Here is a 20,792-nt window from a genome sequence, read left to right as displayed (position 1 = left end):
CTCTGCCCCCAAACCCCCGGGATATTTTTAGACAGATGAAGTTGGATCGTGCGTTGGATCGCTGAGGTCGAGCGATGTGCAGAGGGTGGTGATTACCGTTTTGAGTGCGTCTTTTTGAGTGTTGACGCAGGCGCGAGCCGCGTTGCGGGCCTGGTTGAGGGCTGTGTCGTCTGATAGCCAGGTTTGGACGGTCTCTGCGAGGTCTTGCGCTGTGCGGACCTCGGTCGCGCCTCCGGTCGCGATGAGGGGGGCGAAGGTTTCGGCGAAGTTGAAGTAGCCTGTGCCGGTGATGACGGCAGCCCCGGCCTGCGCGGGTTCGAACGGGTTGTGGCCGCCGATTTCCTTCAGCGAACCACCGAGAAAGACAATCGGGCACAGCGCGTACCAGGTGCCGGTTTCGCCCAGCGTGTCGGCGACGTAGACTTGGGTGTCTGGCGTGATTTTGTGGTCTTCGGAACGGAAGGCCGTGGTCAGTTTGGCCTTTTTCAACAGCGCGGTGATTTCTCCGCGCCGTTCGGGATGGCGGGGGATCAGCAGTAGCAGCAGGTCGGGCCAGCGTTCCAGCAGCTTGCTATGTGCTGTTAGAACGGTCTCCTCCTCGCCCGCGTGGGTGGAACTGGCGATCCAGACCGGCCTGTCGCCGATCTGCGTACGGATGTCGTCGAGCGTGGCCTGATTCACCGGCAAGGGGTCGGACATCGCCTTGAGGTTGGTGCCGGGTTTGACGCGCTCGGCGCGCGCGCCCATGGCCACAAGATTTGCGACGGTTTTGTCGTTCTGGGTCAGGAACAGGCGGAAGCGGTCCAGAATGAAGCGTGCAGTTCTTGGGCGTTTCTTCCAACCTGTGACGGATTTGTCGGAAAGGCGGGCGTTCAGCAGGGCCAGCGGCACACCGCGCTTGTCGCTTTCGACGATCAGTTGCGGCCAGATCTCGCTTTCGACGAATATTCCGGCGTCCGGTTTCCAATGGTCCAGAAACCGCTGCACCGGCGCGGCAGAATCCAACGGCGGATATTGGTGGCGCGTTCGGGGCGGCAGGCGTTTTTCGATCAGCTTAGCTGACGTCGGCGTGCCCGAGGTGATCAGAAATTCGGCCTTCGGCAGGCGATCACCCAGCCGTTTGATCAGGCTCAGCACCGACAGGCTTTCGCCGACGCTGGCGGCGTGGAACCAGATCAACTGCCCATTAGGCCGCGGTGCGGTGGCGTGGCCGAGTCTTTCCCTCTGGCGTTCGGTCGATACCCCCGCGGCCAGCAGCTTGTTTCGAACGGTGCGCCATGCCAACGGTGTGGCCAGAGCCGTCAGGCCGCAATACAGATGGTAGAGCAGCGTCGGGTGACCTTGTCGGTCCGGCATCTTAGCCGCCCGTGTGACTCATGTGCCGACTCATTTTGCCGTCAACGCCCTGACGGGAATAGTCGAAGTCGTGGCCCTTGGGCTTGAGGTTGATTGCGGCGCGGATCGCATCTTCGAGCGGTTGTTCCGTCTCGGGATGGTCACGCAGGGCGCCGCGCAGGTCCGCCATGTCTTCCTGACCCAGGCACATAAACAGCTCACCCGTACACGTCAGGCGCACCCGGTTGCAGCTTTCGCAGAAGTTATGAGACAGCGGCGTGATGAAGCCAATCTTTTGGCCCGTCTCTTCAAGCCGAACATAGCGCGCGGGGCCGCCGGTGCGTTCGGCCAGATCGGTCACGGTATAGTGTTTTTCATACTCGGTCCGCACGTCTTCGAGAGACCAGTATTGATCCAGTCGATCCTCGTTGCCGATATCGCCCATGGGCATGACCTCGATCCAGGTCAGGTCCATGTCGCGTTCGGCGCACCAGCGGGTGATATGCGGAAGCTCTTCCTCGTTGAAGCCTTTCAGGGCGACGGCATTGATCTTGATCCGAAGCCCGGCCTTTTGCGCCGCATCGATGCCGTTCAGAACCTGTTTCAGGCGACCCCAGCGGGTGATCTGGCTGAACTTGTTGTCATCCAACGTGTCCAGCGACACGTTCACCCGTCGCACCCCTGCGGCGTACAGGTCTTCGGAGAACCGATGAAGCTGCGAGCCATTGGTTGTCAGCGTGAGTTCTTTCAGCGCGCCGCTGTCCAGATGCCGGGTCATTGCGTTGAAAAACGTCATGATATTGCGGCGCACCAGAGGCTCTCCGCCGGTGATCCGGAGCTTTTCAACACCCATCTTCACAAAGGTCGAACACATCCGGTCCAGCTCTTCCAGTGTCAGCAGATCCTTTTTGGGAAGGAACTTCATATCCTCGGACATGCAATAGACACAGCGGAAATCACAGCGGTCTGTGACGGAGGCGCGGAGATAGGTGATGGCGCGGGCGAACGGGTCGATAAGCGGAGCTGTCATGCGACATAGGTAAAGCTGGAACCCTTCTGCGGCAAGGGCGAACTGCGCTTAGGGCTGGTACAGATGCGCACAGGGCGGTAGGTTTCGGGTATGAGATATGCGCTTGTAGTTGTGTCGGTTTTCCTGACCGGGTGTGATGCTGTGCGGTCTACAACGGATCGCGTGTTTGGTGGCGATGAGGCTGTGGTCGAGGAAACGCAGGTTGAGGCCGAAAGCACGGTTTACACCGAAACTCCGGTCGCGACGGCGAATTGGGTCGGGGCCAAGACGACCGTTGCCAGCTTGGGCGATCCGACGACACCGGGCCGCTGGATGCGGACGCCGCTTGTGGATGCGGAAGTGACGGCGCGGGTGGTGGTGCCGCGGACCGGGGCGCAGGCCTATATCACTCTGGTTCCCGAACCGGGCCCCGAGGGGGGCGGCAGCCGGCTGTCGCTGGACGCGATGCGGGCGTTGCTGGTGCCGTTCGATGAATTGGTCGAGGTTGAGGTCTACGCCAACTGATCCTTCAGGTATTTCCCGGCTTCGCGGCGGGCGAAGGGCTTCATGGCGTCTCCGTGTTCTTCCAGAAAAGCAATCACGCGCGCGGGGTCGTGCTTGGACAGTTCGCGCAGCCACCAAGCGATGGCTTTCTGAATGAACCAGTCACGGTCGGGGACATAGCCTGCGGCCCAACCCAAAATACGGTCACGCCGCTGCAGATCGTCCGGCTTGGGGTGGTTTTGCTTGGTCCAGGGCAGGGTGGCCACCAGCGCGGCGCGGCGGGTCCACATGTGATCGGACTCCGTCCACTGTTCGACCTGATCCAGACGCGCCGGATCGGCTGACAGCCGCTTTTGCATCGCCATGCAGGCGTGATCGGCCACGGCCCAGGCGTCGAAATCCGGCAGCCAGCTTTGCAGCATGTCCCAGACCGCCTCATCCGGTCGGATCCGCGCCTGCGTCAGCAGTTTGGCTGCAGCCACGCGGGCTTCGTGGATGTTGGTCTGCCATAGCGCATCGGCGAGGGCCACCCGGTCAGCAATGTCGAGGTCCCGACGCCACGCCTTGGTCAGATCGTTCAGCACCGGGTTCGGGACGCCCAGATAAGGGCGGTCGACCTTGTGATAGGCCGCCACCTGCTCGGCGCGCTCAGCGTCGGCATGGGCTTTGATCTGATCCAGATAGGCCTGCACGGCGGCTCACTCGACCGTCACGGATTTCGCCAGATTACGGGGTTGGTCCACATCCGTGCCCTTCGCGACCGCCGTGTGATAGGCCAGCAATTGCGCCGGGACCGAATACAGGATCGGGGCGAGGCTGGTGTGGATATGCGGCATGCGGATCGTGCTCCAGACGCCATCCTCGGCCTCGGCAATGCCGTCATCGTCTGACACAAGGATCACTTTGCCCTTGCGCGCCATCACCTCTTGCATGTTCGAGACCGTCTTGTCGAAGACCGCATCGCGCGGGGCCATGACGACAACCGGCATGTGCTTGTCGATCAGCGCGATGGGACCGTGTTTCAACTCGCCCGAGGCGTAGCCTTCGGCATGGATATAGCTGATTTCCTTGAGTTTCAGCGCGCCTTCCATTGCTAGCGGATACATCAGGCCGCGTCCCAGAAACAGCACATCACGCGCCTCGGACAGGCGCTGGGCGGCTTTGCGGATAGCGCGGTTCTGATCCAGCGCCGCGTTCAGGACCGAGGGCAGGCCACGCAGGGCGGCGGCGTGATCGGCGATTTCTTCGTCGGTCAGCGTGCCACGCTCGGCAGCGGCCTTGAGGGCCAGCATCAACAACACGCTCAGCTGGCAGGTGAAGGCCTTGGTCGAAGCAACGCCAATCTCGACCCCGGCATGGATCGGCAGAGCAATATCGCTTTCCCGCGCTATCGAGCTTTCGGGGACATTGACGACCGAGACGATCTTGTCCGCCTTCCCCTCGCAATAGCGCAGCGCGGCCAGCGTATCGGCGGTCTCTCCCGACTGGCTGACGAACAGGGCCAGCGTCCGGTCGGTGATCGGAGGTTCGCGATAGCGGAATTCGCTGGCGATATCGACCTCGACCGGCATTTTCGCCAGTTGCTCGAACCAGTATTTCGCGGTCAGGCAGGCATAAAATGCGGTGCCGCAGGCCACCATGGTCAGGCGGTCAAGTTTGGTGAAATCCAGATCTTTGTCCGGCAGAACCACGCGGTCGCCACCGGTCGGCAGGTAAGAGCGGATCGCCTCGGCCACCACCACGGGCTGCTCGGCGATTTCCTTGGCCATGTAGTGCTTGTGCTCACCCTTATCCGCGCGTGCGTGATCCAGTTTGATCTTGCGCATCTCGCGGTTGGCCAACTCTCCCGCTTCGTTGCGGATTTCCAGTGAGGTGCGAGTCAGAACGGCCCGGTCGCCCTCTTCAAGGTAAGTGATCTGATTGGTCAGCGGGGCCAGAGCGATAGCGTCCGAGCCCACGTACATTTCTCCGTCACCGTGGCCGATGGCCAGAGGCGATCCCTTTCGCGCCGCCACGATCAGATCGTCCTGACCGTCGAACAGGAAGGCCAGCGCAAAGGCCCCTTCCAACTTGTCGAGCGTTTTGAACGCGGCCTCGACCGGCGAAAGGCCGGTTATCATATAGTGCTCGGTCATCAGAGCGACGGTTTCAGTGTCCGTTTCGGTCTGAAACCCAACCCCGTGTTCGGCCAGTTCGGCGCGCAGCTCACGGTAGTTCTCGACAATCCCGTTGTGCACGACGGCTACGGGACCCGCCTTGTGCGGGTGCGCGTTGGTGACCGAGGGTGCGCCGTGGGTGGCCCAGCGGGTATGACCGATCCCGGATTTTCCGGGTAGCGGGTCATGCACGAGCAGGTCGCTTAGGTTTACCAGCTTGCCAACGGCCCGTCTGCGTCCCAGAGCGCCGTCGTTAACGGTTGCGATCCCGGCGCTGTCATAGCCGCGATACTCCAGCCGCTTCAGGGCCTCGACCAGAATGGGGGCGGCCTCGTGCTGCCCCAGTACACCAACAATTCCACACATGGTTCTCAGGCTCCTTTGTCGCGGCGAGCCTTTTTCGCCCTCAACATATCAAACAATTTGCGCGCATAGCCCGGTTTGTTTTCCTGTTTGGCGCGCGCCACGGCCAACGCATCAGAATCAACATCCTTGGTCACAACAGTTCCGGTCGCCGTCATCGCGCCGTCACCCAGCGTCACCGGCGCGACCAACATCGTGTTCGACCCGATAAAGACTTTGTCCCCGATCACCGTGCGGTGTTTCATAACGCCGTCATAGTTGCAGGTGATCGTTCCCGCCCCGATATTCGTCGCAACCCCGACCGAGGCATCACCGATATAGCTCAGGTGATTGACCTTTGCGCCTTCGGCTATTTCGGCATTTTTGATTTCCACGAAATTGCCGATCCGCGCGTTTTCCGCCAGTTCCGCACCCGGACGCAAGCGGGCATAGGGGCCGACAATGGCCCCCCGGCTGACGTGGCATCCTTCCAGATGCGAGAACGCCCGGATCGTTGCGCCGCTTTCGACAGTGACGCCGGGGCCGAAGACCACATTGGGCTCGATCACGGTATCCCGACCGATAACGGTGTCCGCAGCCAGATAGACCGTTTCGGGGTCCATCAGCGTTACGCCCAGGTCCAGCAGTTCTGCACGCGCCCGGTTCTGGAAAACAGCATCCGCCGCAGCCAGATCGGTGCGGGAATTCACGCCCAAAGTCTGTGCCTCATCACAGGCGACGGCAGTGACGTTCAGCCCCCGATTGCGGGCGATTTCAACCACGTCAGGCAAGTAATACTCGCCAGACGCGTTGTCATTTCCAACCTCATCAATGAGCGACATCAGCACCTGCGCGTCACAGGCCAGAAGGCCAGAGTTGCAAAGGATTATCGCGCGTTGCTCATCTGTAGCGTCCTTGAATTCGACGATCCGTTCCAACGTGTCGCCGTTCATCACTAGACGACCGTACCGAGCAGGATCGGCGGCCTCGAACCCCAGGATGACCAGATCGTTCTCGGCCCGCGCCTCGATCATCCGTTCCAGCGTGTCGGGCTGCAGAAAAGGCGTGTCGCCGTAAAGGACAACGACATCGCCCTCGAACCCCTCCAGCGAATCCCGCGCTTGGGCAACCGCGTGGGCGGTTCCCAGTTGTTCCTCCTGCACCGCGATTTGCGCAGTTTCGTCTTCGGCCTCTGCGACCTTCGCCACCGCTTCGGACCCATGACCGGTGACGATTACGGTGCGCTCGGGCGACAGGACGGAACCGGCGCGCATCGCGTGGACCAGCATCGGGGCCTGGGCGATAGGATGCAGGACTTTTGGGATATCCGAATTCATCCTGGTGCCTTTTCCGGCGGCAAGGATGACAAGGGCAGTGGTCATGAAATCGTTTTCTCTTTGTGTTTTGTTGCCGTCCGTTTTATCCGCTGGGGGCAAAGGCGCAAGCGGTTCGGGCATCAAACAAGATTGCCGTTTGCAACATCTTTTGGCGGGAACCTGCCGAGCAAGGAGGCAAAATGCGCACGGTCATCTTCGATCTGGACGGCACATTGGCGGACACATCCGGCGATTTGCTTGAGGCCGCGAACCATTGTTTCCGCCATATGGGGCATGGAGATGTGCTGGTCCACGGGCAGGATGCTGCGGTCGCCTTGCGCGGCGGGCGGATGATGTTGACGCATGGGTTGAAGCGGGTCGGTGACTATGATGAGCAGACTGTGCTGTCCTATTATCCGATGCTTCTGGAGGCCTATTCACAGGCCATCGACACCCACACAGAATTCTACCCCGGCGCGCTGAGTGCGGTTGAGGCTTTGAAATCCGCCGGTTACGGAGTGGGGATTTGCACTAACAAGCCCGAGGCGCTGGCCGATCAATTGCTGACACAGATGGGCGTGCGCGATCAGTTTGCGTCGCTGGTTGGGGCAGACACGTTGCCTGTGCGCAAGCCCGATCCCGAACCGCTGCGCGAGGCCGCGCGTCGTGCCGGGGGGCACCCGGACCTGTGCGTGCTGATCGGCGATTCCGATACTGACCGCAATACGGCCCGCGCGGCGGGTGTGCCCTCGGTGCTGGTGACATTTGGCCCGTCGGGCGCTGACATGGCTGCGCTGGAGCCTGAGGCGCTGTTGCATCACTTCGATGATCTGCCAGATATGATCACCGGGCTGATCGGTGCGGCTGCATGATCTCTTGACCCGGACGGGGTTGGGCCTCAGAACGGGCCTATGACTGAGACATTCACTGGCAGTTTCACCCAACAGGAACCTATCCCCGACGAGGCAATCGAGGCCGCTTTGGCCGTGATGCGCCACGGACGGCTGCATCGCTATAACGTGGCTCCTGGGGAGTTGGGCGAAACCGCATTGCTGGAGCAAGAATTTGCCGCCCAGATGGGCGCGAAATACTGTCTGGCGGTGTCGTCTGGGGGTTATGCGCTGGCCACCGCATTGCGGGCCGTCGGAGTGCAGCCGGGTGAGCCTGTTCTGACCAACGCCTTTACGCTGGCTCCGGTTCCTGGGGCCATCGCCTCGGTCGGGGCCAAGCCGGTCTTTGTCGGGGTGACGGAAAGCCTGACCATTGATCTGGACGATCTGGAGGCCAAGCTGGATCAGGCGCGCGTTCTGATGTTGAGCCATATGCGTGGGCATCTCTGCGACATGGACCGACTGATGCAGATCTGTGATGCCGCCGGCGTGACCGCGATCGAGGATTGCGCCCACACGATGGGCGCTGCGTGGCGTGGGCAATTGTCCGGGCGGCAGGGAGCTATCGGGTGCTATTCCTGCCAGACCTACAAACACGTCAACTCGGGTGAGGGTGGTCTGTTGATCACCGATGACGAGGAACTGGCGGCGAAGGCGACGATGTTGTCCGGGTCGTACATGTTGTACGAGCGCCATCTGGCCGCTCCGGGGCCAGAGGTATTCGAGCGGATCAAATACACCACACCGAATGTCTCGGGGCGCATGGACAACCTGCGGGCGGCAATCCTGCGCCCTCAACTGCGCGATCTGGACCGGCAGGTTGCGCGCTGGAACGAGCGGTATGCTGAGATCGAACAGGGGCTGCGCGACACGCCCGGCCTGACGGTCGTGGCGCGGCCCGAGGCGGAGACTTTTGTCGGCTCATCCATCCAGTTCCTGCTGCTGGACTGGTCGCCTGAGCGGGTCGGCGATGTGATCAAACGCTGCGCGGCCCGTGGTGTCGAGTTGAAATGGTTCGGCGGGGCCGAGCCTGCCGGGTTCACCTCGCGTTACGACAGTTGGCGTTACGCGGACAGCGCGCCTATGCCCGCAAGCGACCGGATTCTGACGGCGATCATGGATATGCGGGTACCGCTGACCTTTTCGCTTGAGGATTGCCGCCTGATCGCCCGGATCATTCGCGCCGAGGTGGGTGCGGTCTATCAGTCGTAGTCCAGCGGAGTGCGCCTGCGGCGCACGCTTTATGAGCAAAAGCCGCCCTTTCGGGGCGGTTTTTTTCGATTTTGTAACGCTCATTGACCGACTCGGTTTGCGCTGATATCTAGTTATTGAACACTTGTTCATTAATGCCGGAGAGGGAGGCGCGGATGTTCACGGCGGTGATGCAATTCGATCTTGGAGAAGACGTGAACGCGTTGCGCGAGATGGTGCACCGCTGGGCTCAGGAACGCGTCAAGCCGATGGCGGCGGAGGTCGACAAGTCCAACGCGTTTCCCAATGAGCTTTGGCGCGAGATGGGCGATCTGGGTCTGCTGGGCGTCACGGTGCCGGAAGAATACGGCGGCGCGGGCATGTCCTATTTGGCCCACACAATTGCGGTTGAGGAAGTGGCGCGGGCCTCGGCCTCGGTATCCTTGTCCTATGGGGCGCATTCGAACCTCTGCGTGAACCAGATCAAGCTGAACGGCACGCCCGAGCAGAAGGCGAAATATCTTCCGCGTCTGATCTCGGGTGAGCATGTTGGGGCTTTGGCGATGTCCGAAGCCTCGGCTGGGTCCGACGTGGTGTCGATGAAGCTAAGGGCGGAAAAGCGGAACGATCACTATCGCCTGAACGGCAACAAATACTGGATCACCAATGGGCCGGACGCCGACACCCTGGTGGTTTATGCCAAGACCGACCCGGACGCCGGGTCGCGCGGGATCACGGCGTTTCTGATCGAGAAGGAGATGAAGGGTTTTTCCACCTCACCCCATTTCGACAAGCTGGGTATGCGGGGGTCGAACACCGCCGAACTGATATTCGAAGATGTCGAAGTGCCGTTCGAAAACGTGCTTGGGGAAGAGGGCAAAGGCGTTGCCGTTCTGATGTCAGGGCTGGATTACGAACGCGTGGTTCTGGCCGGGATCGGCACCGGTATCATGGCCGCCTGTCTGGATGAGGTCATGCCGTATCTGGCCGAACGCAAGCAGTTCGGGCAGCCCATCGGTAATTTCCAACTGATGCAGGGCAAGATCGCCGATATGTACACCGCCATGAACTCGGCGCGCGCTTATGTCTATGAGGTCGCCAAGGCCTGCGACCGGGGCGATGTCACCCGTCAGGATGCGGCGGCGTGCTGTCTCTATGCTTCAGAGGCGGCGATGACGCAGGCGCATCAGGCGGTGCAGGCGATGGGTGGGGCCGGGTTTCTGGCCGATGCTCCGGTCAGCCGCATCTTCCGCGATGCCAAGCTGATGGAAATCGGCGCAGGCACCAGCGAGATTCGCCGGATGCTGATCGGTCGGGAACTGATGAGCGAAATGCTCTGACGAAAAACGCCCCGCGGTCGAGGAAAACCTGTGGGGCGTTCAAGGCGAAGGATCAGAAGCGATGGACGTAGGATACGCCGACCAGCCACGGATCAATTTCGGCAGTGCCAAGATCGGCACCGTTCAGCTTGACGTCCGAGTCAATGTCGAACCAGCGGACGTTCAGGCGTACAGCGCCGTTGTCGGTGACCTGATAGTCCAGACCGGCCTGCAGTGCGATGCCAACGGAGTTTTCCAGTTCCAGCCCCGGCAGTTCTTCGTCGAAGAAGATGGTGTAGTTGATACCTGCACCGACATAGGGCTTCCACGCGCTGTTCGTCGGGAAGTGATAGTTCAGCGACAGGGTCGGCGGCAGGTGGTCGACGCTGCCCGCGTCAACGCTGCCACCCAGCGTGATGTCATGTGTATACGGGGTCGAGGCCAGCAGTTCGATCCCGAGGTTGTCGCGAACGAAGTATTCGACGGTGAAGATCGGGCGGGTATCCGAGTCGACTTCGACGCTGAGGCCATTGTTCAGCGTTCCGTTGTCGGATTTGGGCTCCAGATAGCCGACACCGACACCAACGGTCCAGTCACCCTGCGATTGGGCGAATGCAGGTGCAGCCAGTGCGGCCAAAGCGGCGGACAGGGTCAAAGCGGCGAGTTGCTTGGTCATATTCATGCCTTTGCTTCTGTTGATGTCCCTGAAGTCGCAGGGGTGGAGCGGTCAAACCCTGATTTGCATCAATTTTGCGTCAGGTGCCTGGACGTGGTCTCATCCGGAAGTGTCTGGAAAACAAGGGAAACCCGTCGTGCTAAGCGCTAGACGCATACCGGGTTTGCGCCCTGATGGCAGCTGGGACGTTCCGGACCGGCTGAATATGGCTCGGCAATGCCTGGATCACGCGCCTGACAAGGTGGCGCTGATTGATCTGACCGGGGATGCGGAGCGCCGCGTGACTTACGCAGAGCTCACCCGGATGGTGGACGGTATTGTCCGTGTTCTGCAGGACAAAGCCCAGCCGGGGGATCGGATCGGTGTGCTGCTCAGCCAGTCCCCATGGTGCGCGGCGGCGCATCTGGCGATCTGGAAGATCGGCGCGATCTCGGTGCCTTTGTTCAAGCTGTTCAAGCATGATGCGCTGGCCTCGCGTGTCGGTGACGCGGGCGCGCGGCTGGTGCTGACCGATGCCGAGGGCGCGGCCTTGCTGGAGGGGCTGGCCCAGCCGCTGATCGTGGATGAAATCGGTGAAGACGGCGCGGCGGTGCCCTTTGCCGAGACCGGGCCCGAGGATCCGGCGGTGCTGATCTATACCTCGGGCACCACGGGCAGCCCCAAGGGCGCGCTGCATGGGCACCGGGTTCTGACCGGGCATCTGCCGGGTGTTTCGATCAGCCACAACCATCTGCGTCCGGGCGATCGCCTGTGGACCCCCGCCGACTGGGCTTGGATCGGAGGGCTGTTTGACGTGCTGATGCCCGGTCTGGCGCTGGGCATCCCCGTGGTCGCGGCGCGGCTTGAGAAATTCTCGCCCGAGGCTTGCGCTGACGTCGTGGCGCGTGGCGGCGTGCGGAATGTGTTTTTCCCGCCAACCGCGCTGCGGATGCTGAAGGCGGCGGATCAGGCCATCCCCGGCCTGCGTTCGGTCGCGTCCGGGGGTGAGCCTCTGGGGGCCGAGATGCTGTCTTGGGGGCGGCAGGCGTTCGGCCTGACGATCAACGAATTCTACGGTCAGACCGAATGCAACATGGTCGTGTCCTCCTGCGCCGAGGATTTCCCGGCGCGCCCCGGTTGCATCGGCAAACCGGTGCTGGGGCATGAGGTGGCGGTGATCGATGACGATGGTCAGCCGACGGATGAAGAGGGCGACGTCGCCATCCGGCGCGGCTCGGCCTCGATGCTGTTGGAATACTGGAACCGGCCCGAGGCGACGGCCGAGAAGTTCCGCGGTGACTGGCTGATCACCGGCGACCGTGGGGTGTGGGAGGGCGACTATCTGCGCTTCGTGGGTCGGGATGACGATGTGATTACGTCTGCCGGATACCGCATCGGCCCGGCCGAGATTGAGGATTGCCTGCTGACCCATCCGGCGGTCGCGACGGTGGGTGTGGTCGGCAAGCCTGACCCCCTACGGACCGAAATTGTGAAGGCGTACGTGGTGTTGAAGCCTGGGGCCGAAGCGACGGGCGCGGAGTTGCAGGAGTGGGTCAAGGACCGTCTGGCGCAGTATTCCTATCCGCGTGAGGTGGCGTTTTTGGACGAACTGCCGATGACGGTGACGGAGAAGGTTATTCGGAAGGAACTGAAGGCGCGGGCGGCGGGGGAGCTGTGATGACTGAGGATGGAAAACCAGTCGACGACTGGCAAGGATATGAAGCTGCAAGGCAAAGGAATAATGATTTTCACGGAGAGTATCTGCGATCTTATTCGGAACGCGGATATGAGTACGGAATTCTGGCAGTAAAGAACTTCATGCTGATTTCTGGGGGCGCTCTTGTGGCGCTGCCCGCGTTGGCAAAGCTCTCTTCAAGCTACGATGAGCGAATGGCAATTTTAGCGGGAACTTGTTTCGCATTTTGCCTTCTCGCTTCACTGGTTTGCACTTACTTGATCCATCTGAACTGGACACTTTTATACGAGGCTCAAGAATTGGCCCACTCTCGTGATCAGCATTCTATCATTAAGGCGTATTTGCCGTCCCGCACTGAAGGCGCGGAAGATACCAGAGACTACGAAGCAGAGATTGTTCGAAAAAACCGCAGAGTATGGTGGACTTGGGTGGTCCCCCATATTTTGGGCATAATTAGCTTCGCAATTTTTCTTCTCGGTTGTTGGTTTTTCTATTCAGGTTTCGGTGTGTCGGAGGCCAAAGCATGAAACTCAAATCTAAAGCCATGCCCGCCTCTGAGGGCTTCAAAACCAACCGCGCAGCCCACCTCGACGCGCTGGCGCAAATCTCCGTCGCTGCCGAAGCCGCGCGCATGGGGGGTGGCGAGAAATCCCGTGCGCGGCACGTATCTCGGGGCAAGATGCTGCCTCGGCGCAGGGTGGCGAACCTGCTCGATCCAGGGTCTCCGTTTCTGGAAATCGGCGCGACGGCGGCGCATGGGATGTATGGCGATGCCGCGCCTTGTGCTGGGGTGATCGCAGGCATTGGCCGGGTGCAGGGGCGCGAGGTCATGGTGGTCTGCAACGACGCCACGGTGAAGGGCGGCACCTATTATCCGATGACCGTCAAGAAACACCTCCGTGCGCAGGAGATTGCCGAGGAAAACCATCTACCCTGCATCTATCTGGTCGATAGCGGCGGCGCGAACCTGCCCAATCAGGATGAGGTCTTTCCCGACCGCGACCACTTTGGCCGCATCTTCTACAATCAGGCGCGGATGAGCGCGAAGGGGATTGCTCAGATTGCCGTCGTGATGGGGTCGTGCACGGCGGGCGGGGCCTATGTGCCTGCGATGTCGGATGTGACGATCATTGTGAAAGAGCAGGGGACGATCTTTCTGGCCGGACCACCTCTGGTCAAGGCCGCGACCGGAGAAGTGGTCAGCGCCGAAGATCTGGGCGGTGGCGACGTGCACACGCGTCTGTCCGGTGTGGCCGATTATCTGGCCGAGGATGACACCCACGCGCTGGCCTTGGCGCGTCGGGCCGTTGGGTCTTTGGGCGGTGCCGGGCTGAAGCCCGGCCTACAGTTCGAGACGCCCGAGGACCCGGCTTACGACCCCGAGGAAATCCTCGGCGTTGTTCCCGCCGACCTGCGCACGCCCTACGACATTCGCGAGGTGATTGCGCGACTGGTCGACGGCTCTCGGTTCGATGAATTCAAGCCGCGCTTTGGCGAGACGCTGGTGACCGGCTTCGCCCAAATTAAAGGCTGCCCGGTCGGGATCATCGCCAACAACGGTGTGCTGTTTTCCGAGGCGGCGCAGAAGGGTGCGCATTTTGTCGAACTGTGTTCGCAGCGCAAGACGCCGCTTGTGTTCCTGCAGAATATCACCGGGTTCATGGTGGGCCGCAAATACGAAAACGAAGGAATCGCGCGGCATGGGGCGAAGATGGTGACAGCCGTGGCGACGACCTCGGTGCCGAAGATCACCATGCTGGTGGGTGGTTCCTTCGGGGCTGGCAACTACGGCATGGCGGGGCGGGCGTATCAGCCTCGGTTCCTGTGGACCTGGCCCAATTCGCGGATTTCTGTGATGGGCGGAGAGCAGGCCGCAGGCGTTCTGGCCACCGTCAAGCGCGACGGGATCGAACGGCAAGGTGGCACATGGTCGGCCGAGGAAGAGGCCGAGTTCAAACGCCCGACGCTGGAGATGTTCGAGGAACAATCGCATCCGCTCTATGCCTCGGCGCGGTTGTGGGACGATGGCATCATCGACCCACGCAAGTCGCGCGATGTGCTGGCCCTGTCGCTGAGCGCAGCGCTGAATGCCCCGATCGAGGAGACACGTTTCGGCGTGTTCAGGATGTAAGATGAGCGATCTGGAACATCTGAAAACCCGCTATCCCGGTGCGCAGACTTTCAAGTTCGGCGATAGCGCGGCCCTCAGCGCCGAGCTTCTGGCTTTGGTGCGATCAGGCCGGAAAACGGCAACCTGCGGCGCTTTGCGAGACTATCCCCAAGGCAGCGCGGACACGCCGGTTGTAGGGCGACGGGACATCGCTTTGGAGTGGGACGACCGACCGGCGCTGGTGATCGAAACGGTTGAGGTTTCGATCTGCCGGTATTGCGATGTGACCGAGGATTTCGCGTTGGCCGAAGGCGAGAATGAGACGCTTGAGGGCTGGCGCGAAGATCACCGTCGGTATTTCGAACGAAATGGCGGGTTTGATCCCGAAATGGAATTGCTCTGCGAGCGGTTCCGGCTGGTAGAGGATTTGGCGGAGAGAATTGATGTTCAGTAAGATTCTGATTGCCAACCGGGGTGAGATTGCCTGCCGCGTCATGGAAACCGCTCAGAAGATGGGCGTGTCCTGCGTGGCGGTTTATTCTGATGCGGATGCCTCGGCCAAGCATGTGCAGATGGCGGATGAGGCCGTGCATATCGGCGGCGCGGCCCCGGCTGAGAGCTATCTGAAGGGCGACGTGATCATACAGGCGGCGCTGGAGACGGGCGCGCAGGCGATCCATCCGGGCTATGGGTTTCTGTCCGAGAATCCGGATTTTGTGGATGCTGTCGAAGCTGCAGGCCTGACCTTCATCGGGCCGTCTGCGGAGGCGATCCGAAAGATGGGCCTCAAGGACGCGGCAAAGGTGCTGATGGAGGACGCGGGCGTTCCCGTCGTGCCCGGTTATCATGGCGACAATCAGGATCCCGAACATCTGGCCGGGGCTGCGGATGCCATCGGCTATCCGGTCCTGATCAAGGCCGTTGCCGGCGGTGGCGGCAAGGGCATGCGTCTTGTCGAACGGCCCGAGGATTTCTCGGCGGCCTTGGACAGTGCGCGCGGTGAGGCCAAGACGGCCTTTGGCAATGACGCCGTGCTGGTCGAGAAATTCGTCGCCAAGCCCCGCCATATCGAGGTTCAGGTGTTTGGCGACGGCATCCAAGCGGTGCATCTGTTCGAACGCGATTGTTCCCTGCAGCGGCGGCACCAGAAGGTGATCGAAGAGGCTCCGGCCCCCGGCATGACCGCTGAAATGCGCGAGGCGATGGGACAGGCGGGCGTGCGCGCGGCTGAGGCTATCGGATATAAAGGCGCAGGCACGGTTGAGTTCATCGTTGATGCCTCGGATGGGCTGCGCCCGGACCGGTTCTGGTTCATGGAGATGAACACGCGCCTGCAGGTCGAACATCCGGTGACCGAGGCGATTACGGGCGTCGATCTGGTGGAATGGCAGCTGCGCGTTGCGGCAGGGGAAAGCCTGCCGAAGCAGCAAAGCGATTTGTCAATCAGCGGGCACGCCTTTGAGGCGCGGCTGTATGCCGAGGATGTGCCCAAGGGTTTTCTGCCTGCAACCGGTCTGCTGACGCATTTGCGTTTTCCGACAGGATGCCGCGCCGATAGTGGCGTGCGGGCCGGGGACACGATCAGCCCGTGGTATGATCCGATGATCGCAAAGGTGATTGTGCACGGGCCGACACGCGCGGTGGCGCTTGTAACACTGCATCGGGCGCTCAGGGAAACCGAAGTGGGTGGGACGGTGACGAACCTCGCCTTTCTCGGGGCGTTGACGCGGCATGCGGGCTTTGGTTCGGGCGACGTGGATACGGGCCTGATCGGTCGCGACCTCGACGCGCTTGTGCGCACAGCCGAGGTTCCTGCCGTCAGTTTCGTAGCCGCCGCTATGCATGCGCTTGGGCTGGTGGATACGAATGCTGAGACGGGGTTCACTTTATGGGCACCGCTGCATCGTGCCGTGCAATTGCTGCATGGCGAAGACGTTGTCGATCTGGATGTTCAGGTCGAAGGTCCGAACCGGCAAATCTGGCAGATCGGTGAAACAATGCTGGTGGCCGAGCGGCGCGACGGGGTTTGGCGCATTGAGGGTCGGCGCATGCCGAATGTCGAATGTGCCGCGTCCAAAATCACCGTGTTTCTTGACTATGGGCAGGAGTTCGAGATCGTCGACCCTCTGGACCGTGACGCAAGCGCGGCGGGGGATACCAATGTGATTGAGGCCCCGATGCCCGGTCTGGTCAAGGCGGTGTTCGCCACTGCTGGTCAGACCGTTAAAGAGGGCGACCGGCTGGCCATTCTGGAGGCCATGAAGATGGAACATTCCCTGCTGGCCGCGCGCGACGGCGTTGTGGCCGAGGTACTGGCGCAGGACGGCGCGCAGGTCGAGGCCGGGGCGGCCTTGGTCCGGTTGGAAGAGGATTGACCTGTCCCGGCGGCACATTGCGTGGCACAGTCGGTATATCCGTATTTGGAACGAGAAGAAGCCGGGGAGGGGCGCGCTGATGAAAGAACGGGTCGAGATATTCGAGGTCGGGCCGCGCGACGGTCTGCAGAACGAACAGCGCGAAATTCCGGTGGCGGAGAAGGTGGCGCTGGTCGATTGCCTCAGCCGGGCGGGGTTCAACCGGATTGAGGTGGCTAGCTTTGTCTCCCCAAAGTGGGTGCCGCAGACGGCGGGTAGTGCCGAAGTTCTGGCCGGCATCACCCGGGCCGAGGGCGTGCGCTATGCGGCGTTGACGCCGAACATGCGTGGGTATGAGGATGCGCTGGCGGCCAAAGCGGATGAAATCGCGGTGTTTGCCTCGGCCTCCGAGGGATTTTCGAAAGCCAACATCAACGCGACGATTGCCGAATCTATCGAACGGTTTGTGCCAATCCTTGAAGCCGCGCGCCATATCGATCTGCCGGTCCGTGGCTATGTCTCTTGCGTGACGGATTGTCCCTATGACGGGCCGACCCCGCCCGAAAAGGTGGCCGAGGTGGCGGATGCTTTGTTTGCCCATGGCTGCTATGAGATTTCGCTGGGCGATACGGTCGGCCAGGGCACGCCGGACAAGATTGCGCATATGCTGCTGGCGGTGCGCGAACGGGTGCCGGTGACGCGGCTGGCCGGGCATTTTCACGACACAAACGGGCGGGCGATCGACAATATTGATGCCTCGCTGGCGCTGGGCGTTCGGGTGTTCGATGCCGCCGTCGGGGGGCTGGGGGGGTGTCCTTTTGCGCCTGGTGCTGCCGGGAATGTGGCCACCGAAGCGGTTGCCGCGCATCTGGAGCGGCTGGGATATGAGACCGGTCTGGATGCCGGAGTGCTGGAAGAGGCCGCGCAGATGGCGCGGTTTATGAGGGGCTGACATGTTTGAAACGATCACCGTGGCCACCGATGAACGCGGGGTTGCGACCCTGACCCTGAACCGGGCCGAAATGCACAACGCGATGTCGGCGCTGATGATCTCGGAGCTGACGCAGGCGGCAGCGCAGTTGGGGCAGGACGAAGCTGTCCGGGCCGTGGTTTTGACCGGAGCGGGCAAGACCTTTTGCGCCGGGGGTGATCTGGGCTGGATGCGCGACCAGATGGCCGCAGATTCGGCCACTCGGTTTACCGAGGCGCGCAAGCTGGCGGAAATGCTGCAGGCGCTGAACACGATGCCGAAACCGCTGATTGGCGCGCTTCAGGGGAACGCATTTGGCGGTGGCGTCGGGATGGCGGCGGTCTGTGACGTTGCCATCGGAGTGGACACGCTGAAAATGGCCCTGACCGAGACACGCCTTGGTCTGATTCCCGCAACCATCGGGCCTTATGTGACCGCAAGGATGGGCGAGGCCAAGGCCCGCCGCGTGTTCATGTCGGCGCGCTTGTTCGATGCGGCAGAAGCCGTCGATCTGGGTTTGCTGGCCAAGGCAGTGCCTGCAGATGGGTTGAAGGACGCGGTCGAGCACGAAATACGCCCGTATTTGACCTGTGCGCCGGGGGCTGTGGCCTCGGCCAAAGCACTTGTGCAAAGCTTGGGTCCTCGGATTGACGACGACGTGATCGACCAGACCATTCAGGAACTGGTTGCGCGGTGGGAAACCGAAGAAGCGCGTGAAGGGATCGCTGCATTCTTCGAAAAACGTAACCCCAAGTGGAATAACAAAGATTAACTTTGCCCGAGCAATCCCGGGTTAGCCCGACTGCAGGTGATTCCCCTGAACGCTGTCAAGCCCAGGATTGATGCGGTGCGCGCTTGTGTTCGGTTGACCCTCTGACCCCGCGCGGATAGAGAATGGCCAGTCAACACGCCAATTGACGGCGCGCCCATAAGCGGGCTGCGCAGGAAAGGAGCTTTACGTGGAAGACCTGCTGCGGGAATACCTCCCGATTCTGGTGTTTCTGGCCGTGGCCATCGGCCTTGGAATCGTCCTGATTCTGGCGGCTGTCGTTTTGGCTGTCCGCAATCCGGACCCCGAAAAGGTCAGCGCATATGAATGCGGATTTAATGCGTTCGACGATGCCCGGATGAAATTCGACGTCCGCTTTTACCTCGTCTCGATCCTTTTCATCATCTTCGATCTGGAAATTGCCTTTCTGTTCCCCTGGGCCGTGGGCTTCCGCGACATCAGCGATGTGGGCTTCTGGTCGATGATGGTGTTCCTGGCGGTGCTGACCATCGGCTTTGCCTATGAATGGAAGAAGGGGGCCTTGGAATGGGAGTGATGACTGGCTCAAACACCGCCGGCGTCGACAAGGAAGTCGCCACCCAGGCCCTGAATGCGGAACTGCAGGACAAAGGGTTCCTGCTGACCTCGACCGAAGACATTATCAATTGGGCGCGTACCGGGTCGCTGCACTGGATGACCTTTGGTCTGGCCTGCTGCGCGGTTGAGATGATGCACACCTCGATGCCGCGCTATGATGCGGAACGGTTTGGCATCGCCCCGCGGGCCTCTCCGCGTCAATCGGACGTGATGATCGTGGCCGGAACCCTGACCAACAAGATGGCCCCGGCTCTGCGCAAGGTCTACGACCAGATGCCCGAGCCGCGCTATGTGATCTCGATGGGGTCCTGTGCCAATGGCGGCGGGTACTATCACTACTCGTATTCCGTCGTGCGTGGTTGTGACCGCATCGTTCCAGTGGATATCTACGTCCCCGGCTGCCCTCCGACCGCCGAGGCGCTGTTGTACGGTCTGATGCAGTTGCAACGCAAAATCCGCCGCACCGGGACGATTGTTCGATGAGTGCTGCTGTGGTCAGGCGCTGGGAAGCCATTGTCGCTCGGGATGATGTTCAGGGCTGGATCGAGACCTTTCGTGCTCGAGCTTTGCCCGGAATGCGCGCTTTGGACGGGTTCATGTCGGTTTCGTTCTTAGTCAGACGCGAGCAGGACCCTTGTCACATTGTAGTGCTGACAAAATGGCGCGATATGGCGGCTATCGTGGCATACGCTGGCCAAAACGCCGAAAAGACGGTCATGCCTGATTTTATGGCGAAGTTTTTCAAGTCATACGATGCCGAAGCGACGTTTTATGACGAGGTTCTTCAGGAGGGACGCGATGAGTGAAGCACTCAAGGAACTCGGCGCGCAGCTTGAACTGAAACGGGCCGATTGCGTTCTGTCCTGGGATGTCACCCATGGCGAGTTGAACGTGGATGTCGCCCCGTCGAACCTTGTGGAATTCGTCGAGTTCCTGCGGTCCGATCAGAACTGCAAGTTCTCGAGCCTTGTGGATATTACTGGCGTTGACTACCCCGAACGGGCCAAGCGGTTCGACGTGGTCTATCACTTCCTGTCGATGTACCAAAACCAGCGCATCCGCCTGCGGGTCTCGATCCGGGAAGAGGATATGGTGCCCTCGATCACCGACGTACACCCCTCGGCTAACTGGTTCGAGCGTGAGGTGTTCGACATGTTCGGCATCCTGTTCTCGGGCCATCCGGACCTGCGGCGCATCCTGACCGACTATGGTTTCCGTGGCCATCCGCTGCGCAAGGATTTCCCGACCACCGGCTATACCGAGGTCCGCTATGACGAGGCGCAAAAGCGCGTAGTCTATGAGCCGGTGTCGCTGGTGCAGGAATACCGTCGGTTCGATTTCATGTCCCCGTGGGAAGGTGCGAACTACATCCTGCCCGGGGATGAGAAGCAGGAGAGCGAGTAATGGGCGGCATCTGGTGGTTGATCCTATCGGCGCTGACCATCATCCCGATGGTGAAGATTTTGCCGTTTTTCGGGATCAACAAATACTGGTGCCTTCTCTGTCTGGTCCCGTTCGGCACAATCGCGTTGCTGTGGTGGGTTGGGCTGAAATTGCAGGAACTGGAGCGCCGCTGAGA

22 protein-coding genes are annotated in these 20,792 nt (G+C 61.1%); 16 read left to right on the top strand and 6 right to left on the bottom strand.

What is annotated here, in order from left to right:
* Positions 1–27 precede the first annotated feature (27 nt).
* Positions 28–1,356 carry a 3-deoxy-D-manno-octulosonic acid transferase gene (locus ACR0NJ_RS18340; RefSeq protein WP_480818543.1) on the bottom strand — a complete coding sequence of 443 codons (1,329 nt, stop codon included), beginning with the start codon at positions 1,354–1,356 and terminating at the stop codon, positions 28–30.
* Position 1,357: 1 nt separating this feature from the next.
* Positions 1,358–2,365: a GTP 3',8-cyclase MoaA gene (moaA, locus tag ACR0NJ_RS18335; protein WP_480818542.1), complete on the bottom strand. Its 1,008-nt coding sequence runs from the start codon at positions 2,363–2,365 to the stop codon at positions 1,358–1,360.
* Positions 2,366–2,455: 90 nt separating this feature from the next.
* Between moaA and ACR0NJ_RS18330 the strand changes: the two genes are divergently transcribed.
* Positions 2,456–2,869, top strand: a complete 414-nt coding sequence (locus tag ACR0NJ_RS18330) for a hypothetical protein (RefSeq protein WP_480818541.1) — start codon at positions 2,456–2,458, stop codon at positions 2,867–2,869.
* Here the strand turns inward: ACR0NJ_RS18330 and ACR0NJ_RS18325 are convergent.
* Genes ACR0NJ_RS18325 through glmU form a run of 3 tightly spaced genes read right to left on the bottom strand, consistent with a single transcriptional unit; the run spans position 2,857 to position 6,728 of the window.
* On the bottom strand, positions 2,857–3,540 hold the full coding sequence (locus tag ACR0NJ_RS18325) for a DNA alkylation repair protein (RefSeq protein ID WP_480818540.1): 684 nt from the start codon (positions 3,538–3,540) through the stop codon (positions 2,857–2,859). The two genes, ACR0NJ_RS18330 and ACR0NJ_RS18325, sit on opposite strands and share 13 nt — an antisense overlap.
* 6 nt (positions 3,541–3,546) lie before the next feature.
* On the bottom strand, positions 3,547–5,370 hold the full coding sequence (gene glmS / locus ACR0NJ_RS18320; RefSeq protein WP_480818539.1) for a glutamine--fructose-6-phosphate transaminase (isomerizing): 1,824 nt from the start codon (positions 5,368–5,370) through the stop codon (positions 3,547–3,549).
* Positions 5,371–5,375: 5 nt separating this feature from the next.
* Positions 5,376–6,728 carry a bifunctional UDP-N-acetylglucosamine diphosphorylase/glucosamine-1-phosphate N-acetyltransferase GlmU gene (gene glmU, locus ACR0NJ_RS18315; protein WP_480818538.1) on the bottom strand — a complete coding sequence of 451 codons (1,353 nt, stop codon included), beginning with the start codon at positions 6,726–6,728 and terminating at the stop codon, positions 5,376–5,378.
* A 134-nt stretch (positions 6,729–6,862) separates the two neighbouring features.
* Between glmU and ACR0NJ_RS18310 the strand changes: the two genes are divergently transcribed.
* From ACR0NJ_RS18310 to ACR0NJ_RS18300, 3 genes are all read left to right on the top strand, one after another.
* Positions 6,863–7,534 carry an HAD-IA family hydrolase gene (locus tag ACR0NJ_RS18310; protein ID WP_480818537.1) on the top strand — a complete coding sequence of 224 codons (672 nt, stop codon included), beginning with the start codon at positions 6,863–6,865 and terminating at the stop codon, positions 7,532–7,534.
* A gap of 39 nt (positions 7,535–7,573) precedes the next feature.
* Positions 7,574–8,764 carry a DegT/DnrJ/EryC1/StrS family aminotransferase gene (locus ACR0NJ_RS18305; protein ID WP_480818536.1) on the top strand — a complete coding sequence of 397 codons (1,191 nt, stop codon included), beginning with the start codon at positions 7,574–7,576 and terminating at the stop codon, positions 8,762–8,764.
* A 155-nt stretch (positions 8,765–8,919) separates the two neighbouring features.
* Positions 8,920–10,083 (top strand): isovaleryl-CoA dehydrogenase, encoded by a 1,164-nt coding sequence (locus ACR0NJ_RS18300; RefSeq protein ID WP_480818535.1) that lies wholly within the window; start codon positions 8,920–8,922, stop codon positions 10,081–10,083.
* Positions 10,084–10,135: 52 nt separating this feature from the next.
* Here the strand turns inward: ACR0NJ_RS18300 and ACR0NJ_RS18295 are convergent, their stop codons facing one another.
* The gene (locus tag ACR0NJ_RS18295) at positions 10,136–10,738 is read right to left on the bottom strand and encodes an OmpW/AlkL family protein (RefSeq protein WP_480818554.1); all 603 of its coding nucleotides are present in this window, start codon (positions 10,736–10,738) and stop codon (positions 10,136–10,138) included.
* 205 nt (positions 10,739–10,943) lie between these two features.
* Here ACR0NJ_RS18295 and ACR0NJ_RS18290 point away from each other — a divergent pair, with 205 nt between their 5' ends.
* The 12 genes from ACR0NJ_RS18290 (at position 10,944) to ACR0NJ_RS18235 (ending at position 20,790) form a co-directional block, all read left to right on the top strand.
* Positions 10,944–12,395 (top strand): AMP-binding protein, encoded by a 1,452-nt coding sequence (locus tag ACR0NJ_RS18290; protein WP_480818534.1) that lies wholly within the window; start codon positions 10,944–10,946, stop codon positions 12,393–12,395.
* The gene (locus tag ACR0NJ_RS18285) at positions 12,395–12,940 is read left to right on the top strand and encodes a hypothetical protein (RefSeq protein ID WP_480818533.1); all 546 of its coding nucleotides are present in this window, start codon (positions 12,395–12,397) and stop codon (positions 12,938–12,940) included. The genes ACR0NJ_RS18290 and ACR0NJ_RS18285 overlap by 1 nt, the downstream gene beginning before the upstream one ends.
* Positions 12,937–14,544 carry a carboxyl transferase domain-containing protein gene (locus tag ACR0NJ_RS18280; RefSeq protein ID WP_480818532.1) on the top strand — a complete coding sequence of 536 codons (1,608 nt, stop codon included), beginning with the start codon at positions 12,937–12,939 and terminating at the stop codon, positions 14,542–14,544. The genes ACR0NJ_RS18285 and ACR0NJ_RS18280 overlap by 4 nt, the downstream gene beginning before the upstream one ends.
* Position 14,545: 1 nt before the next feature.
* Positions 14,546–14,977: an ASCH domain-containing protein gene (locus ACR0NJ_RS18275; RefSeq protein WP_480818531.1), complete on the top strand. Its 432-nt coding sequence runs from the start codon at positions 14,546–14,548 to the stop codon at positions 14,975–14,977.
* Positions 14,967–16,898, top strand: a complete 1,932-nt coding sequence (locus ACR0NJ_RS18270) for an acetyl/propionyl/methylcrotonyl-CoA carboxylase subunit alpha (protein WP_480818530.1) — start codon at positions 14,967–14,969, stop codon at positions 16,896–16,898. Before ACR0NJ_RS18275 ends, ACR0NJ_RS18270 begins: the two co-directional genes overlap by 11 nt.
* Positions 16,899–16,977: 79 nt before the next feature.
* A complete protein-coding gene (locus ACR0NJ_RS18265; protein WP_480818529.1) occupies positions 16,978–17,829 on the top strand; it encodes a hydroxymethylglutaryl-CoA lyase in 852 nt (283 codons plus the stop codon).
* 1 nt (position 17,830) lies between these two features.
* On the top strand, positions 17,831–18,619 hold the full coding sequence (locus ACR0NJ_RS18260; RefSeq protein ID WP_480818528.1) for a crotonase/enoyl-CoA hydratase family protein: 789 nt from the start codon (positions 17,831–17,833) through the stop codon (positions 18,617–18,619).
* 187 nt (positions 18,620–18,806) lie between these two features.
* Entirely contained in the window at positions 18,807–19,172 is a 366-nt protein-coding gene (locus ACR0NJ_RS18255; protein ID WP_480818527.1) for an NADH-quinone oxidoreductase subunit A, read from the top strand.
* Positions 19,163–19,696: a NuoB/complex I 20 kDa subunit family protein gene (locus ACR0NJ_RS18250; protein ID WP_138842137.1), complete on the top strand. Its 534-nt coding sequence runs from the start codon at positions 19,163–19,165 to the stop codon at positions 19,694–19,696. Before ACR0NJ_RS18255 ends, ACR0NJ_RS18250 begins: the two co-directional genes overlap by 10 nt.
* Positions 19,693–20,019, top strand: coding sequence for an antibiotic biosynthesis monooxygenase (locus ACR0NJ_RS18245; RefSeq protein ID WP_480818526.1), 327 nt, complete (start codon positions 19,693–19,695; stop codon positions 20,017–20,019). The genes ACR0NJ_RS18250 and ACR0NJ_RS18245 overlap by 4 nt, the downstream gene beginning before the upstream one ends.
* Entirely contained in the window at positions 20,012–20,617 is a 606-nt protein-coding gene (locus tag ACR0NJ_RS18240; protein ID WP_480818525.1) for an NADH-quinone oxidoreductase subunit C, read from the top strand. Before ACR0NJ_RS18245 ends, ACR0NJ_RS18240 begins: the two co-directional genes overlap by 8 nt.
* Entirely contained in the window at positions 20,617–20,790 is a 174-nt protein-coding gene (locus ACR0NJ_RS18235) for a hypothetical protein (RefSeq protein ID WP_010442775.1), read from the top strand. Before ACR0NJ_RS18240 ends, ACR0NJ_RS18235 begins: the two co-directional genes overlap by 1 nt.
* Positions 20,791–20,792: the final 2 nt, after the last annotated feature.

This window comes from Ruegeria sp. F11 (genome assembly GCF_056533855.1).
Note: the sequence above shows the minus strand (reverse complement) of the source record. Positions and strands in the feature narration are given on the sequence as shown.

What these genes read in the sequence shown, in the direction of transcription:
- ACR0NJ_RS18340 (WP_480818543.1), bottom strand. Translation starts at nt 1,356, where the DNA reads ATGCCGGACCGACAAGGTCACCCGACGCTGCTCTACCATCTGTATTGC.
- moaA (WP_480818542.1), bottom strand. Translation starts at nt 2,365, where the DNA reads ATGACAGCTCCGCTTATCGACCCGTTCGCCCGCGCCATCACCTATCTC.
- ACR0NJ_RS18330 (WP_480818541.1), top strand. Translation starts at nt 2,456, where the DNA reads ATGAGATATGCGCTTGTAGTTGTGTCGGTTTTCCTGACCGGGTGTGAT.
- glmS (WP_480818539.1), bottom strand. Translation starts at nt 5,370, where the DNA reads ATGTGTGGAATTGTTGGTGTACTGGGGCAGCACGAGGCCGCCCCCATT.
- glmU (WP_480818538.1), bottom strand. Translation starts at nt 6,728, where the DNA reads ATGACCACTGCCCTTGTCATCCTTGCCGCCGGAAAAGGCACCAGGATG.
- ACR0NJ_RS18310 (WP_480818537.1), top strand. Translation starts at nt 6,863, where the DNA reads ATGCGCACGGTCATCTTCGATCTGGACGGCACATTGGCGGACACATCC.
- ACR0NJ_RS18305 (WP_480818536.1), top strand. Translation starts at nt 7,574, where the DNA reads ATGACTGAGACATTCACTGGCAGTTTCACCCAACAGGAACCTATCCCC.
- ACR0NJ_RS18300 (WP_480818535.1), top strand. Translation starts at nt 8,920, where the DNA reads ATGTTCACGGCGGTGATGCAATTCGATCTTGGAGAAGACGTGAACGCG.
- ACR0NJ_RS18295 (WP_480818554.1), bottom strand. Translation starts at nt 10,738, where the DNA reads ATGACCAAGCAACTCGCCGCTTTGACCCTGTCCGCCGCTTTGGCCGCA.
- ACR0NJ_RS18290 (WP_480818534.1), top strand. Translation starts at nt 10,944, where the DNA reads ATGGCTCGGCAATGCCTGGATCACGCGCCTGACAAGGTGGCGCTGATT.
- ACR0NJ_RS18285 (WP_480818533.1), top strand. Translation starts at nt 12,395, where the DNA reads ATGACTGAGGATGGAAAACCAGTCGACGACTGGCAAGGATATGAAGCT.
- ACR0NJ_RS18280 (WP_480818532.1), top strand. Translation starts at nt 12,937, where the DNA reads ATGAAACTCAAATCTAAAGCCATGCCCGCCTCTGAGGGCTTCAAAACC.
- ACR0NJ_RS18275 (WP_480818531.1), top strand. Translation starts at nt 14,546, where the DNA reads ATGAGCGATCTGGAACATCTGAAAACCCGCTATCCCGGTGCGCAGACT.
- ACR0NJ_RS18270 (WP_480818530.1), top strand. Translation starts at nt 14,967, where the DNA reads ATGTTCAGTAAGATTCTGATTGCCAACCGGGGTGAGATTGCCTGCCGC.
- ACR0NJ_RS18265 (WP_480818529.1), top strand. Translation starts at nt 16,978, where the DNA reads ATGAAAGAACGGGTCGAGATATTCGAGGTCGGGCCGCGCGACGGTCTG.
- ACR0NJ_RS18260 (WP_480818528.1), top strand. Translation starts at nt 17,831, where the DNA reads ATGTTTGAAACGATCACCGTGGCCACCGATGAACGCGGGGTTGCGACC.
- ACR0NJ_RS18250 (WP_138842137.1), top strand. Translation starts at nt 19,163, where the DNA reads ATGGGAGTGATGACTGGCTCAAACACCGCCGGCGTCGACAAGGAAGTC.
- ACR0NJ_RS18245 (WP_480818526.1), top strand. Translation starts at nt 19,693, where the DNA reads ATGAGTGCTGCTGTGGTCAGGCGCTGGGAAGCCATTGTCGCTCGGGAT.
- ACR0NJ_RS18240 (WP_480818525.1), top strand. Translation starts at nt 20,012, where the DNA reads ATGAGTGAAGCACTCAAGGAACTCGGCGCGCAGCTTGAACTGAAACGG.
- ACR0NJ_RS18235 (WP_010442775.1), top strand. Translation starts at nt 20,617, where the DNA reads ATGGGCGGCATCTGGTGGTTGATCCTATCGGCGCTGACCATCATCCCG.